Here is a 13264-nt window from a genome sequence, read left to right on the forward strand (position 1 = left end):
GTTACATTCCGAACCCGGAAGCTAAGCCTCACAGCGCCGATGGTACTGCAGGGGGGACCCTGTGGGAGAGTAGGACACCGCCGAACAATTCTTCAGAAAAGGCCCACGCCGAAAAGGCGTGGGCCTTTTCGTTTTGCTGGACTACCGTGGGCCCATGAGCAGCCCCGACAGCGATGAGAAGTTCGTGGTCCGCGCCATACGCGCCGAGGAGTGGCCGACGATGAAGGCACTGCGTCTCCTCGCCCTACAGGACCCGATGGCCCCTCTCGCGTTCCTGGAGACGTACGACGACGCCGTGGCCCGGCCGGACTCCTTCTGGCAGGACCGGGCGACCAACGCCGCGGTGGGCGCGACCGAGGCCCGGACGTTCATCGCGGAGGGACCGGACGGCGAGTGGGCCGGGACCGTCACGATGCTTCTGGAACGGGCCGGCACGACGGACTGGGCCGGGTTCCCCGTCGAGCGGCGGCAGGGACACGTCGTCGGCGTGTACGTACGGCCGGAGCACCGCGGGTGCGGGCTGACCGAGGTGCTGTTCGACGAGGCCCTCCAGTGGGCGTGGAACGCGGATGCCGAACGGGTCCGGCTGATCGTGCACGAGGACAATGGGCGGGCGCAGCGGTTCTACCGCAGGGTCGGCTTCGAGCCCACCGGGCGTACCGTGCCGTTGAGCGCCCGCCCCGAGGAGACCGAGCTGGAGTACGTGCTCGAGCGCCCCTGAGGCTCACGCCGGAAGCTCGTCGTGCGGCCAGCGGGCGCGGCCCTGTTCCCGGGAGCGCAGCAGGGCCAGGGTCGGCATGCCGCGCTGGGCTCCGTCGGCGAGCAGTCCGGGGAGCTGGGGCAGCGGGGCGACGGCGGCCACGTCGTCCAGGACGAGCGTGAGTGGTGGGTCGAGCCGACCGGAGGATGACCGTTCGGCCATGCGCCGGCCGCGCTCGACCACGCTTGCGGCGAGTGCCGTCAGCAGCGGCATCGCGCCCGGGTTGGTGCGGGGATCCTCGATGGATTCCCCCACCACGTAAAGCGTTCCCCCCTCGTTCACGAAGGAATCCAAGGCGAGCGCATCACTTCGGTTGGGTGTGCAGGCTTCCCGGATGTTCACCATGACGAGTGAGGCCAGCGCCCGGCCGGTCAGCTCCAGGGCGATGTCGCGACGTTCCGGGTGCGAGGTGAGCGCGGCCTCCAGCTCGCCGGCGGAGCCCGACGCCGCCTTGGGGTTCGTACGGAGGGACCGCACGGCCTCCTGGAGCTGGCCTCCCTGCGACCAGCGGTGGACGTGGCGGACGGTGCGGCCGTCGATGGCGGCGGCGTGCAGATAGCTGCGCAGAAGCGTGTGTGCGGTGTCGCTCACCGCCTGGTCGATCCTGGCCGTCGGGCGGACCGGGGCGAGGAGGGCGTCCGCTCGCGCGACCGCCGTCTCCTTGTCCTCGCAGCCGCTGGTGGGCGACCAGTGGAGCCGGGCCGGGGTGTCGCAGAGGTGACCGGGGTCGTAGAGGAGGACCGGGCCGAGCTTGGCCCTGGAGTCCTTGGTCTCCTGCCACAGGGCGGGGTTGGAGGTGACCACGAGGGCCGGACCGACCGCGTCGCGGATCGCCTGGGCGGCGGTCGTCTGCCGTTCCTCACGCGGTGCCACGAACACCGTGGTCCTGCGGCCGCCCGTGAACACCGGTTCATGGGATTCGGGCGCCGGGTTCGGCTGCCGGTGCGGCGCGAGCGGCGGCTGCTGAAGACCGGCCTGCGGGCCAGGCTGCGTTCCAGGATGTGGTCCGGGCTGCGATTCGGGCTGTGGTGCGGGCTGAGGTACGGGCTCCGGGACCGTCCTCTGCGCGGGGACCTCGTGGGGGACCGGGGAAACGGGCGCCTCCCACGGCTCCCTGGCCGCCGCTTGCTCCGCCCGTCTCCTCGCCCGACCGGCCCGCCATCTCGCCACCGTGCCCATCACGAACACCGTCAGCACGAACAGCACCATCAGCTGGCCGATGAACAGGCCCCAGAACAGCCCGTACCCGGAGAGCTGCCCGGCCGGGGTGTCCGGCCAGGCGCCGGGGACGTCGTGCGGTTCGCCGACGAGGTGGCGCATGGCCAGGGGCGTACGGGTGAAGGTGACCCCGGACGGCCAGGCGCCGTGCGCGAACAGACCGGACAGGCCCGTGGCCGTCCACACCAGCAGGGTCATGCCGAGGAGGAAGGCCAGGAGGCCGACCAGCAGGCCGTCCGGAATGCCGCCCTGGCCGTCCCTCCGGCCCTGCGCCGGCTGTCCCTGCTCGTGCCCCCGGCCCTGCTGTCTCGGGTAGCGGTCGTTCGGTCCCACCTTCGTGCGCCCCCTTACGCCACCGTCGACTCGGAGGAGCCGCCCAGATCGGGGACGTGCTGCTCCATGAAGGCCGCCGCGCGCTGTTCGGCCTCCAGTTCGGCGGCGCGCAGGGCGTCGTCGACGGCGAGGTCGCTGGCGGACTCCGTCATGGCGCGGTCGGTGAAGACCAGCGGCCGTTCGGTCTCGGTGATCAGGTGTTTGACGACCTGGACGTTGCCGTTGACGTCCCACACCGCGATGCCGGGCGTGAGGGTCGGGATGATCTCCACCGCCCACCGGGGCAGGCCCAGCACCCGGCCCGTGGCCCGCGCCTCGTCGGCCTTCTGGGCATAGATGGTCCTGGTCGACGCCATCTTCAGGATCGCGGCCGCCTCCTTCGCCGCCGCCCCGTCCACCACGTCGGACAGGTGGTGCACGACCGCCACGAAGGACAGACCGAGCCGGCGCCCGAACTTCAGCAGCCGCTGGAACAGCTGTGCCACGAACGGGCTGTTGATGATGTGCCAGGCCTCCTCGACCAGGAAGATGCGCTTCTTGCGGTCGGGGCGGATCCAGGTGTGCTCCAGCCACACGCCGACGATCGCCATCAGGATCGGCATGGCGATGGAGTTGCGGTCGATGTGGGACAGGTCGAAGACGATCAGCGGGGCGTCCAGGTCGATACCGACCGTCGTCGGTCCGTCGAACATGCCCCGCAGGTCGCCGTCGACCAGACGGTCGAGGACCAGGGCGACGTCCAGGCCCCACGCCCGTACGTCGTCGATGGCCACGTTCATCGCCTCGGCCGACTCCGGCTCGGGGTGGCGCAGCTGGTCGACGATGTCGGACAGGACCGGCTGGCGCTCCACGATCGTCTCGTTGACGTAGGCGTGCGCGACCTTGAGCGCGAAGCCGGACCGCTCGTCCAGGCCGTGCCCCATCGCGACCTCGATGATGGTGCGGAGCAGGGCGAGCTGCCCGGTCGTCGTGATCGCCGGGTCCAGGGGGTTGAGCCGGATGCCGTGGTCGAGGGCGGCCGTCGGGTCCAGCCGGATGGGAGTTATCCCCAGCTCCTCGGCGATGAGGTTCCATTCGCCGACGCCGTCCTCGCCCTGGGCGTCCAGGACGACGACCTGGCGGTCGCGGAAACGCAGCTGGCGCAGGACGTACGTCTTCTCCAGCGCCGACTTGCCGTTGCCGGACTCGCCGAGGACCAGCCAGTGCGGGGCGGGGAGCTGCTGGCCGTACAGCTGGAAGGGGTCGTAGATGTAGCCCTTCCCGGAGTACACCTCGCGGCCGATGATGACGCCGGAGTCGCCGAGGCCGGGCGCGGCCGTGGGCAGGTACACCGCCTGGGCCTGTCCCGTGGAGGTGCGCACCGGCAGTCGGGTCGTCTCGACCTTCCCGAACAGGAAGGACGTGAAGGCGTCCGTGAGTGCGGTCAGCGGGTCCCGCATCAGAGCATCAGCCCCTACCGTCGGATTCCGGTGGCGAACGGGAGCGTGTTCACGAAGGCGCGGTGGTGCTCGCGGTCGCACCACTCCAGTTTCAGGTACGACTTTCCGGCCGAGGCCCTTATGGTCCGCTTGTCGCGGGCGAGGGCCTCGGGGGTGCGGGCGGAGACGGTGATGTAGCCGACCAGGTTGACGCCGGCGGCGCCGCTGGCGAGGTCCTCGCCGCGCTGGTCGAGACGGTGGTGGGCCTGGACGTCGCGCGGGTCCACGGTGCGGTTCATCTTCGCGGCGCGGCTGGCCTCGGCGACGTCGTTGGTCTTCTCGGTGAGCATGCGTTCGATGGCGACCTCGGTGGGTTCGAGGTCCATCGTGACGGCGACGGTGCGGATGACGTCCGGGGTGTGGACGAGGAGCGGGGCGAGGAAGTTGACGCCGACCGGGGTCATCGGCCACTCCTTGATCCACGCGGTGGCGTGGCACCAGGGCTCGCGGGTGGCGGACTCGCGGGTCTTGGCCTGGAGGTACGTCGGCTCCATGGCGTCCAGTTCGGCCGGCCAGGCGTTGCGCTGGGTCATCGCCTGGATGTGGTCGATCGGGTGGTCCGGGTCGTACATGGAGTGGACCAGCGAGGCCAGCCGCCCCTGACCGAGCGGCTGCCGTACGCGGATGTCGGCCTCCTGGAGCCGGGAGCAGATGTCGGTCAGCTCGCGCGCCATGACGACGGCGAGACCGGCGTCCCGGTCGAGTCTGCGGCCGGACTGCGCCCGGGCCGCCCGCGCCATGGCGCCCGCCTCGGCGGCCAGTTCGCGGCTGTGGTGCATGCAGGCGACCAGGTAGGCGCGGTGCTGCTCGCTGCTGGTGGACACCATGGACTGGAGCTGGTCGTAGGACTGCCGCAGCCACACGGGTGCGCGCTCGTCCCCGCGCTGGGCGACGTCCTTGGCGTGGGCGTCGGGGTCGGCGGGCAGGGTGCGGGCGAGCATCTGGAGGCGGGTGACGAAGCCGTCGCCGTTGGCGACGTGCTTGAGCAGGGTGCCGAACCGGTCGACGAGGGCTTCCTGGTCCTCGGAGTCGCGCAGCCCGACGCCGGGGCCCTCGATCTCGATGGCGGCGGTGACGGTCTTGCGGTCGGCGTGCAGCAGTACGGCGATCTCGTCGGGGCCGAAGGGCGCGGCCAGCCAGGTGATGCGGCCGATCCCGGGGGGCGGCCCGATCTCGATCTCCCGTCCGTCGATGCGCGTACCGGCCTCCATCACGCCCGAGCGGTAGGCGGCGCCCCGCTTCACGGTGCGCTTGTAGCTGCGGTTGATCTCGAACCACTTGTAGAAGGTGCGGTGCCGGTACGGCACGTAGACCGCGGCCAGCGCGAGCAGCGGGAAGCCGGTCAGCAGGACGATCCGCAGGGGCAGCACGGGCACGAGCAGCCCGCACATCATGCCGATGAACGCGCCCGCGACGATCAGCGCGATCTCGCCGGTCTCGCGGTTGCGGCCGATGATCGCGTTCGGCCGGGCGCGGCCGATCAGATATGTACGGCGGGGCGTGACCGTATGGGACATGTGGGACTCGGTCGTCAACGCCCTTCACCTCCCGTGCGGTTGGTACTGCTGTTGCGGCTGCTGCTGGCGTGGGGAGTGTTCACCGGGCTGGGTGCGCGGGGAGCGGGTGCGGCGGAGGGGACGGATCCGCCGCCGTCCGGGACGCGGGTGCTGTGTGCGGCGACGCCACCGGAGACGGGGTTGGCCGGTCGGGGTCCGGGCGTGTGGCCGGCCGCGGCGCCGTTGCTGTCGGCCCGGGTGCTGTGGGTCTTGATGCCCTGCGCGACCAGGGTGGCCGGGGAGCTGATGACGGCCGCGGCCTTGCCCTCGGCACCCTGCATGATGCGGTTGTTGCGGCCGGCGGCGATCTCGTCGCCGAAGCCGGGGACGAAACGGTAGATCATCGCGCTGGCGAAGATGGCGAGCAGGATGATGGCGAGGCCGGAGACGACGGCGGAGAACGCGCCCGGGCCGTTGTCGTCCGACGACAGGGCGCCGGCGAGCCCGAGCACGATCACGATGACCGGCTTGACCAGGATCACCGCGATCATGATGCCTGCCCAGCGGCGGACGTGCCCCCACAGGTTCTTGTCGACGAGTCCCGCGTAGACGACGGTACCGAGCAGCGCGCCGACGTAGAGCAGCGCGGCGCGGATGACGAGCTCCAGCCAGAGCACGCCGGCGGCGAGGATCGACACGAGGGAGACGACGATCAGCATGATCGGGCCGCCGCCGATCTCGTTGCCCTTGCCGAGCGCGGCGGAGAACGTGCCGAAGAACGTGTCCGCCTGGTCCCCGGTCGCCTTGGCGAGCACGTCGGAGACGCCGTCGGCGGCCGAGACGACCGTGTAGAGGATCAGCGGGGTGAAGGCGGAGGCGAGCACGGTCAGCCAGAGGAAGCCGACCGCCTCCGAGATCGCGGTGGTCAGCGGTACGCCGCGCACGGCCCGCTTGGCCACGGCCAGCAGCCACAGCAGCAGGGTGAGGATCGTCGAGGCGGCGAAGACGACGGCGTACTGCTGGAGGAACTTCTGGTTCGTGAAGTCGACGTTGGCCGTCTCCTTCACGGCGTGGCTGAGCTTGTCGATCGTCCAGGAGGCGGCGTCGGCACAGCCCTTGGCGAGGGAGGAGAGGGGGTCGAGGGCGGAGGTGGGGTCGGGCGCGTCGGAACCTCCGCCGCCGCTGCCGTTGCCGCGTTCGCAGTACTTCTTGGCCTCGCCGAAGATGAGGTCGCAGTTGTTCTTGCTCGGCGACGGTGTCGGGCTGGGCGAGGGCGCGGCGACGGCACGGGTCGCCAGCAGCACGACCGACGTCTGCACGGCTGCCACGACTCCGGTGAGTTCGAGCGCGCGCTGCCTGCTACCGGGCATACGTGAACCCTCCGTACTCTTCGATGGCCTTGCGGATCTCGTCGGAGGTGGCGGCCTTGTCGTCCCCGGGGACGGGGGCCGGGCCGTTCTGCTGCGTGTCGGAGACGATCTTCCAGTCGTCTTTCGTCCACCGCAGGTCGAACGTCCACGTCTTCCAGGACGAGGTGACCGGGTCGGTCGAGGTCTCACCGGACATCCCGATGAGCCCCACGTACCAGACCGCTACCTTGGCGCTGTCGGCGCTGTACTGCCGCACGGTGGTGCCCACGGGGACCACGCGGGAGACGAACGTCCTGCCGGCCGGGGCTTCGCCGTCCGCGTTCAGGCCCATCCTGTCGAGGAAGCCGGGCGAGTAGGCCTGGTCCATGGGGCCCTGGAGTCCGGCCGCGGCCTGGGGCGTGTAGAGGAGGTCCACGATGGTGTGCCGGCTGTCCTTCTTGAACATGCCCGTCGAGCCGAGCGTCACGGCGTAGTTCGCCGCCGCGCTCTGCGCCCCCTGTTCGTCGTGGCCGAAGCCGGAGGGGATGCCGCCCGTTCTCGTCGTCACCGGGCGTTTGCCCGTGGGCGCGGTGGCGGCCGCCTTGGGGTCGTTGCCGCTGCCGCCGGAGTCCGCGGCGGAGGAGCCGCCCCCGCCGCGGTTCGCGAAGGCGATCGCGGCGACGAGGAGGACGACGACGGCGACCACGGTGATCAGGCTGCGCGAGGACGAGCGGGGGCCGCGGCGGGCACCGCCGTAGGGGTCGGTGGAGCGCTCGGGGAGCCGGGTGCGGGTGTGCCCGCCGCCGGCGTACAGCTCGTCGTCGGCGCGCGCGGTATCGCCGTGTCCGTGCTCGTCTCCGAGACTCATGTCCCGTACGCCCCCTCGACCTCGACCTCGTACCGGAACGCGTAGGAGTACGACGGTAGCCGTGCTGGTTCCCGCGTGGGCGCGGTGTGGTGACTCGACATCAGGGAAACGCAACCTCGGCCGGTGGGCACGGTGGGTGGGTGGGGGCAGCGGGGGCACCGGACGCGCCCGGGCGGGCCGGCCGGCGGCGCGGACGGAGCACCGTGCGCGGCATGCGCGGGTGTGCGCCGGGCACAGGACGGCGGCCTACACCGCCATGCCGTACACGATGGTGAACAGGGTGCCGAGGGAGCCGATGATGAAGACGCCCGTGAGGCCGGCGATGATGAGGCCCTTGCCCTGTTCGGCGCTGAAGGTGTCCCGTAGGGCCGTCGCGCCGATACGCTGCTTGGCCGCGCCCCAGACGGCGATGCCGAGGCAGAGCAGGATGGCCACCGCCATCACCACCTCGATCATCACCTTCGCCTCGTTGCCCAGGCTGCCGAAGGGGCCCCAGTCCGGAGCGATCCCGCCGATGATGGTGTTGATGTCTCCCTTGTCGGCCGCAAAGAGCATGTAAGTCACCGCCCCTGGTGGGTAGTTCCGGGCCCCTGCGGGCACGCAGAGGTCAGGCCTCATTGTCGCCGACAATGACGCCCGCGTATGTCGACTTGACGCCATTGCCGACGGGTTTCGTGCGTACGGTTACTCTGTGTATCACGGCAGGTCACGCCGAGCACACTTTTCACGCTCCCGCAGGGCTTCTGACGGCCGGTCGGGTGAGTGGTCGCGTGCCCTGTCGATGGTCTCACGCCCTGACGGTCGCGAAGCGGCCGAACTCGTCTGTTCCTACGGCCTGTCCGGCTCCGGGCGGGGCGCGGGGAGGCCGGCCGTGCCGCATACCGGTGAGGTGGGGCAAGAGGGACGATGCCGGGCAGAGTGTGCGGTGAACGGGGGTTTCACAGGAAAATCTCAGTGAAGTCGGGATCCCTTTCTCACCTTCCTGGGACACAGTGGGGCCTGATGAAGCGCATCTCAGGGATCCAGAGCCACGCCCGTCACGTACGTCCGCGCGCCCGCACCCGGAACTCCGCGCTGTTCGTCGGTCTGCTGCTGATCGCGGTGACCTCCGCCTCCGTCGCGTCCGCCTCCGACGGTCCGGGCCCCCTCGGGGTGACCGCGGTGATCCCGGAGAACGCGCAGAGCGCGCGGATCGGGGCGCTGTTCGGCGCCGACAAGGCCGACGACCTCCCCGGCAGCCACTTCTGCACCGCGTCGGTCGTGCACAGCCCCAACCGGAACCTCGTCCTCACCGCCGCGCACTGCCTGGCCGACGGTACCGATCTGCTCTTCGCGCCGGGATACCGGGACGGCAAGGCGCCGTACGGGGTCTGGCAGGTCAAGAAGCAGTTCATGCCCGGCGGTTGGTCCAGGGACCAGGACGAGGACAGCGACCTCGCCTTCGCCGTGGTCTCCCCGAAGGACGGCAGGAACATCGAGGACGTCGTCGGCGGCAACCGTTTCGTCAGCGGCATGGCGACCGGGGCGACCGCGGTGACCGTCACCGGGTATCCCGACTCCCGCGAGGTGCCCATCACCTGCACCAACAAGCCGCATCCGCACAGCCGTACCCAGCAGCGCATCGACTGTCCCGAGTTCACCAGCGGCACCAGCGGCAGCCCGTGGATCAACGGCGACCGGCAGGTGGTCGGGGTGCTCGGCGGGCACGAGCAGGGCGGGTCCACGGCCGACACCTCGTACAGCGTCGTCTTCGGCGCCGAGGCGGCCGCGCTCTACAAGGACGCCGCCGCCGACCCGTGAGGGCCGATCCGCAGCCCGTTTCCGCTGGGCCGGCCGCGGTAGCACCCTAGACTGTCCGAGACGGACTGACTCCCGGGCGGCGAGGGGTGGTTGACGGTGCGTAAGGCGTGGGTCGTGGCGATCGCCGCCGTCGGATCCGGGGTCGCCTTCGTGATGCTGCTCGTCGTCGGCGTGTACGTCGTCGCCGGCAACCTCGTCAACGGGGTGGGCGGCGGGGCCGTCCGGCTCGCCAAGGGGGCCGTGCCGGCCGTCTACCAGTCGCTGGTGCAGAAGTGGGGCAATCTGTGCCCCGCCCTCAACCCTGCCCTGCTCGCCGCCCAGTTGTACCAGGAGAGCGGGTTCAACCCGAACGCCAGGTCGGCCGCGGCGGCGGAGGGCATCGCGCAGTTCATCCCGGGCACCTGGGCCACGCACGGCGTCGACGGCGACGGCGACGGCAAGCGGGACGTCTGGGACCCGGACGACGCGATCCCCTCGGCCGCCTCCTACGACTGCGAACTCGCGAAGTACGTGAAGGACGTGCCCGGCGACCTCTCGCAGAACATGCTCGCGGCCTACAACGCGGGGGCGTACGCCGTCATCAAGTACGGGGGTGTGCCGCCGTACGCGGAGACCCGGAACTACGTGAAGACGATCACGACCCTGGAGAAGAGCTTCGCCGCGCCCGCCACCCGGGTCGATCCCTCGCAGCAGGCCGCCGGCGCGATCTCCTACGCCCAGAGCAAGCTCGGTACGCCCTATCTGTGGGGCGGGAACGGCACCGCCGACCAGGGCGGGCGGTTCGACTGCTCGGGGCTGACCAAGGCCGCGTTCGAGAGTGTGGGGATCAGCCTGCCGCGGGTGGCCAACGACCAGTACAACGCGGGTCCGCACCCCCGGCGGGAGGAACTGCTGCCGGGCGACCTGGTGTTCTTCTCCGACGATCCGGCCAATTCGCGGGCCATTCGGCACGTGGGCATCTACGTCGGCGGCGGATACATGATCGACGCGCCGCGGCCGGGGGCGGTCATCCGCTTCGACCCGATCGACACACCGGACTACTTCGGGGCCACCCGGGTCACCGAAGATGGCGCGAAAGCGCTCCCCACCGCGGTGTGAACCGAGCGTGAACCCCACCCCTGAGCTGCGACGACGTGTCTCTCTTCGATAACGTCTGCGTGATCATTCGGTGGACCGTGGAACGTATCAAACGGGGTCGTGCGTTCCTGTTGACGTACCGACGTACTGACGCAGTGATGTCCAAGGACACGACGAAGGGGCCGCAGCGCGATGGCTGGACTCGCCGAATCCGGGTCGAACCCCGACGTCGACCTGCTCTACGACATCAACGGCCTGGCCAAGGACGCGCCGCACTGGTTCGACCGGGCCATGGAGTACGTCGGTGAGTACGGGCTGCTGCTCGCCATGGTCCTGCTGGTGGTGTGGTGCTGGTGGTCCGTGCGGCGGCGGGGCGGCGAGAACGCCGCCTCTTCTGTGGCGGCGCTGGTGTGGGCGCCGCTCGCGGCGGGGATCGCGGTGCTGGTGAACGTGCCCATCCGGGGGTTCGTGCAGCGGCCCCGGCCGTTCCGGGACCACCAGGGGCTGGACGTGCTGGTGTCGGGGAAGACCGACTTCTCCTTCGTCAGCGATCACGCGACGCTCACCATGGCGATGGGCGTGGCGCTGTTCGTGGCCAACCGGCGGTTCGGGCTGGTGGGGATCGGGCTGGCGCTGCTGGAGGGGTTCTGCCGGGTGTACATGGGCGTGCACTATCCGACGGACGTGGTCGGCGGGTTCGCGCTGGGTACGGCGGTGGCGCTGCTGCTGTCGCCCGTCGCCATGGCCCTGCTCACGCCCGTGCTGAAGGCCGTCGAGGGGACTCGGTGGGGGTCGTGGGTCGTGCGGGCTCGGCCGGCTGGGGCGCGTCGGGGGGCTGTGCTGGCCGGGGCGCGGGGGGATGAGCGGGCCGCCGTGGAGGAGCGGGATCTGGCCGCGTGAGCGGGTGCGGGTCAGGGTGGGCTGAGGTGCGGGGGGCGCTGACCGCGCGTGGCGGGTGCCGCTGCGCACACCCGTGCCGCCTGGGGGTACCTCCCAGGCGTTGAGCACCGGGGGAGGCACGACTGCCCGCAGCTACGGCCGGGCACGACTGCCCGCAGCTGGGTCGCTTGCTACAGCCCCTGTGGGTACGTGAAGAAGCCCTCCGGGTCGTACTGGTGCTTCAGTTGCTTCAGGCGGGGGGCCGCCTCGCCGTAGTAGGCCGTGCGCCAGTTGGCCAGGGTGGGGTCGGTGTAGTTCTGGTAGGCGGCACCGGAGGCGTACGGCCTCATCGCGGTGTGGGCGGACGTGAGCCAGGACTGTGCGCTCGTGCCTGTCGTGCCGGGGGTCCAGGACGCTATGTACTGGGCGAGCATGCGCGAGCGGCGGTGGACGAAGGCCGTCGCCGTGGGAGAGACACGGTTGACCGCGCCGCCGAGCGCGGTGAGCGCGATGCTGCCCGCGCCGCCCCGTACCGACGGGAGCTGTGACAGCAGCGTCTGCACGCCGGCGGCGGACAGGGACCGGTCGAAGAAGTCGGAGCGGGCCGCGTAGGTCTCGCGGCCGAGCCTGCCCTGCGGGGAGCGGCCGGGTGTCGGGCCGGGCAGATGACACTGGGGCTCGGTCGGGAAGGACGAGCAGCCGGCGTAGGCCTCCATGGCGCCCTCGTAGGAGTGGCGGTTCAGCGAGACGCCGGCGGCACGGGCGCCGATCCCGGCGGCCAGGCGGTCCACCGCGTTCTGCAGCTCGCCGTAGGTGCCGAGGGAGAAGGCGGCCACCGACACCCTCGGGGTACCGCCCGGTGTGTTCTCCAGGTGGAGGGAGGACCAGATCTCGTCCGGCTGGCCGGGGCCCCACTCCTGCCAGGCCGTCACCACCGCCGCCGCCTTCGCCCACGGCCAGGTCAGATAGGCGGACACCCCCTGGGGCGCGGGGTGGGTGCGGAACCGCAGTTCGGTGACGACGCCGAAGTTGCCGTTGCCGGCGCCGCGCAGCGCCCAGAACAGGTCTTTGTTCTCGGTGGCACTGACGGTCAGTTGGCGGCCGTCGGCCGTGACGATCGTGGCCTGGGTGAGGCTGTCGCAGGTCAGGCCGTAGGCACGGGAGACGACGCCGTGGCCGCCGCCCAGTACCAGGCCGGAGACGCCGACCGTCGGGCAGGAACCGGCGGGTATCGTCACGCCCTTCGCGGTGAGCGCCCGGTAGACGTCGATGAGTTTGGCGCCGGCGCCGACCACCGCCGATGTGCCACTGGCCCTGACCTGGTTCAGCCTGGAGACGTCGAGGATCAGGCGGCCGTCGCCGGAGGACCAGCCGGCGTAGGAGTGGCCGCCGTTGCGGACGGCCACGCGCAGGCGGTGGGCGCGCGCGTAGGAGAGCGTCGTACGGATGTCGTCGGCGTGGGCGACGTAGGCGACGGCGGCGGGCTTCAGCCCGTCGAACCGGGTGTTGTAGAGCTGGTGGGCGGTGCTCCAGTGGGCGTCGCCGGGGCGGATCAGGGTGCCGTCCAGGGCACGGCCGAGCGCGGTCCAGTCGGCGGGGGCCGCGGCACCGGAGGTGCGCGGTCCCCTGCCGGAGGGCGCCCCGCCCGAGGACGGTGAGGTCGCTCCGGCGGCCGTACCGGCCGCCCCCGCGCCCGGCCCGCTGCCGCCGCCGCTGCACGCGGCCGTGGCCAGCGCGGCCACCGCGGCCGCCCCGCCCCCGATGAACGCACGCCGTTCCATGTTGTGCCTCCTGTCGCTCCCGTGGACCGAGACGACGGCCCGGCCCGGCGGGTTCCAGGAAGTGGGAACGGGCGGTCGCGGCCCGTCCGTCGGGACCTTCGCGTGCCCTTCCCGTGAGCGTTCCGTGACCTCACCGCACCGTCGGCAGGGGTTCACCCCTCGTTCACTTCCGGCCATCGGCGGCTTCACCTGTTCTGCCTAATTTCGGCCTTACCCGGTGCTGAT

Annotated in this window: 11 protein-coding genes and 1 rRNA gene; 5 read left to right on the top strand and 7 right to left on the bottom strand. The window is 71.1% G+C overall.

Translation table 11 applies throughout. The annotated features are described in order from the left end of the window. Both rrf and ABZ484_RS27840 read left to right on the top strand, forming a co-directional pair. A 5S ribosomal RNA gene (rrf, locus tag ABZ484_RS27835) occupies positions 1–86 on the top strand; the annotation flags it as partial. Positions 87–154: 68 nt separating this feature from the next. Next, positions 155–721: a GNAT family N-acetyltransferase gene (locus ABZ484_RS27840; RefSeq protein ID WP_358868672.1), complete on the top strand. Its 567-nt coding sequence runs from the start codon at positions 155–157 to the stop codon at positions 719–721. 3 nt (positions 722–724) lie between these two features. Here ABZ484_RS27840 and ABZ484_RS27845 read toward each other — a convergent pair whose 3' ends face one another. The 6 genes from ABZ484_RS27845 to ABZ484_RS27870 form a co-directional block, all read right to left on the bottom strand. Continuing rightward, positions 725–2221, bottom strand: coding sequence for a type VI secretion protein (locus ABZ484_RS27845; RefSeq protein ID WP_358868703.1), 1497 nt, complete (start codon positions 2219–2221; stop codon positions 725–727). A gap of 104 nt (positions 2222–2325) precedes the next feature. Further along, entirely contained in the window at positions 2326–3750 is a 1425-nt protein-coding gene (locus ABZ484_RS27850) for an ATP-binding protein (RefSeq protein ID WP_358868673.1), read from the bottom strand. Between the two features lie 14 nt (positions 3751–3764). Beyond that, positions 3765–5324 (bottom strand): SCO6880 family protein, encoded by a 1560-nt coding sequence (locus tag ABZ484_RS27855; protein WP_358868674.1) that lies wholly within the window; start codon positions 5322–5324, stop codon positions 3765–3767. Further along, entirely contained in the window at positions 5321–6655 is a 1335-nt protein-coding gene (locus ABZ484_RS27860; protein ID WP_358868675.1) for a hypothetical protein, read from the bottom strand. The genes ABZ484_RS27855 and ABZ484_RS27860 overlap by 4 nt, the downstream gene beginning before the upstream one ends. Next, the gene (locus tag ABZ484_RS27865; RefSeq protein WP_358868676.1) at positions 6645–7502 is read right to left on the bottom strand and encodes a hypothetical protein; all 858 of its coding nucleotides are present in this window, start codon (positions 7500–7502) and stop codon (positions 6645–6647) included. Before ABZ484_RS27865 ends, ABZ484_RS27860 begins: the two co-directional genes overlap by 11 nt. Positions 7503–7748: 246 nt before the next feature. Next, positions 7749–8057, bottom strand: coding sequence for a hypothetical protein (locus ABZ484_RS27870; RefSeq protein ID WP_014673544.1), 309 nt, complete (start codon positions 8055–8057; stop codon positions 7749–7751). A 447-nt stretch (positions 8058–8504) separates the two neighbouring features. Between ABZ484_RS27870 and ABZ484_RS27875 the strand changes: the two genes are divergently transcribed. The 3 genes from ABZ484_RS27875 (at position 8505) to ABZ484_RS27885 (ending at position 11279) form a co-directional block, all read left to right on the top strand. Beyond that, positions 8505–9302, top strand: a complete 798-nt coding sequence (locus ABZ484_RS27875; RefSeq protein ID WP_358868677.1) for a trypsin-like peptidase domain-containing protein — start codon at positions 8505–8507, stop codon at positions 9300–9302. Between the two features lie 90 nt (positions 9303–9392). Continuing rightward, a complete protein-coding gene (locus ABZ484_RS27880; RefSeq protein ID WP_358868678.1) occupies positions 9393–10400 on the top strand; it encodes a bifunctional lytic transglycosylase/C40 family peptidase in 1008 nt (335 codons plus the stop codon). Between the two features lie 171 nt (positions 10401–10571). Beyond that, positions 10572–11279, top strand: coding sequence for a phosphatase PAP2 family protein (locus ABZ484_RS27885; RefSeq protein ID WP_358868679.1), 708 nt, complete (start codon positions 10572–10574; stop codon positions 11277–11279). Between the two features lie 170 nt (positions 11280–11449). On the opposite strand, the gene ABZ484_RS27890 is transcribed toward ABZ484_RS27885, so the two are convergent. Beyond that, positions 11450–13039 (bottom strand): FAD-dependent oxidoreductase, encoded by a 1590-nt coding sequence (locus ABZ484_RS27890; RefSeq protein ID WP_358868680.1) that lies wholly within the window; start codon positions 13037–13039, stop codon positions 11450–11452. Positions 13040–13264: the final 225 nt, after the last annotated feature.

It is taken from the genome of Streptomyces sp. NPDC006393, from assembly GCF_040628575.1.
Classification (GTDB): domain Bacteria; phylum Actinomycetota; class Actinomycetes; order Streptomycetales; family Streptomycetaceae; genus Streptomyces.

Coding starts and splice junctions, on each gene's coding strand:
- ABZ484_RS27890 (WP_358868680.1), bottom strand. CDS start 13,039: ATGGAACGGCGTGCGTTCATCGGGGGCGGGGCGGCCGCGGTGGCCGCG.
- ABZ484_RS27865 (WP_358868676.1), bottom strand. CDS start 7,502: ATGAGTCTCGGAGACGAGCACGGACACGGCGATACCGCGCGCGCCGAC.
- ABZ484_RS27870 (WP_014673544.1), bottom strand. CDS start 8,057: ATGCTCTTTGCGGCCGACAAGGGAGACATCAACACCATCATCGGCGGG.
- ABZ484_RS27840 (WP_358868672.1), top strand. CDS start 155: ATGAGCAGCCCCGACAGCGATGAGAAGTTCGTGGTCCGCGCCATACGC.
- ABZ484_RS27860 (WP_358868675.1), bottom strand. CDS start 6,655: ATGCCCGGTAGCAGGCAGCGCGCGCTCGAACTCACCGGAGTCGTGGCA.
- ABZ484_RS27885 (WP_358868679.1), top strand. CDS start 10,572: ATGGCTGGACTCGCCGAATCCGGGTCGAACCCCGACGTCGACCTGCTC.
- ABZ484_RS27875 (WP_358868677.1), top strand. CDS start 8,505: ATGAAGCGCATCTCAGGGATCCAGAGCCACGCCCGTCACGTACGTCCG.
- ABZ484_RS27850 (WP_358868673.1), bottom strand. CDS start 3,750: ATGCGGGACCCGCTGACCGCACTCACGGACGCCTTCACGTCCTTCCTG.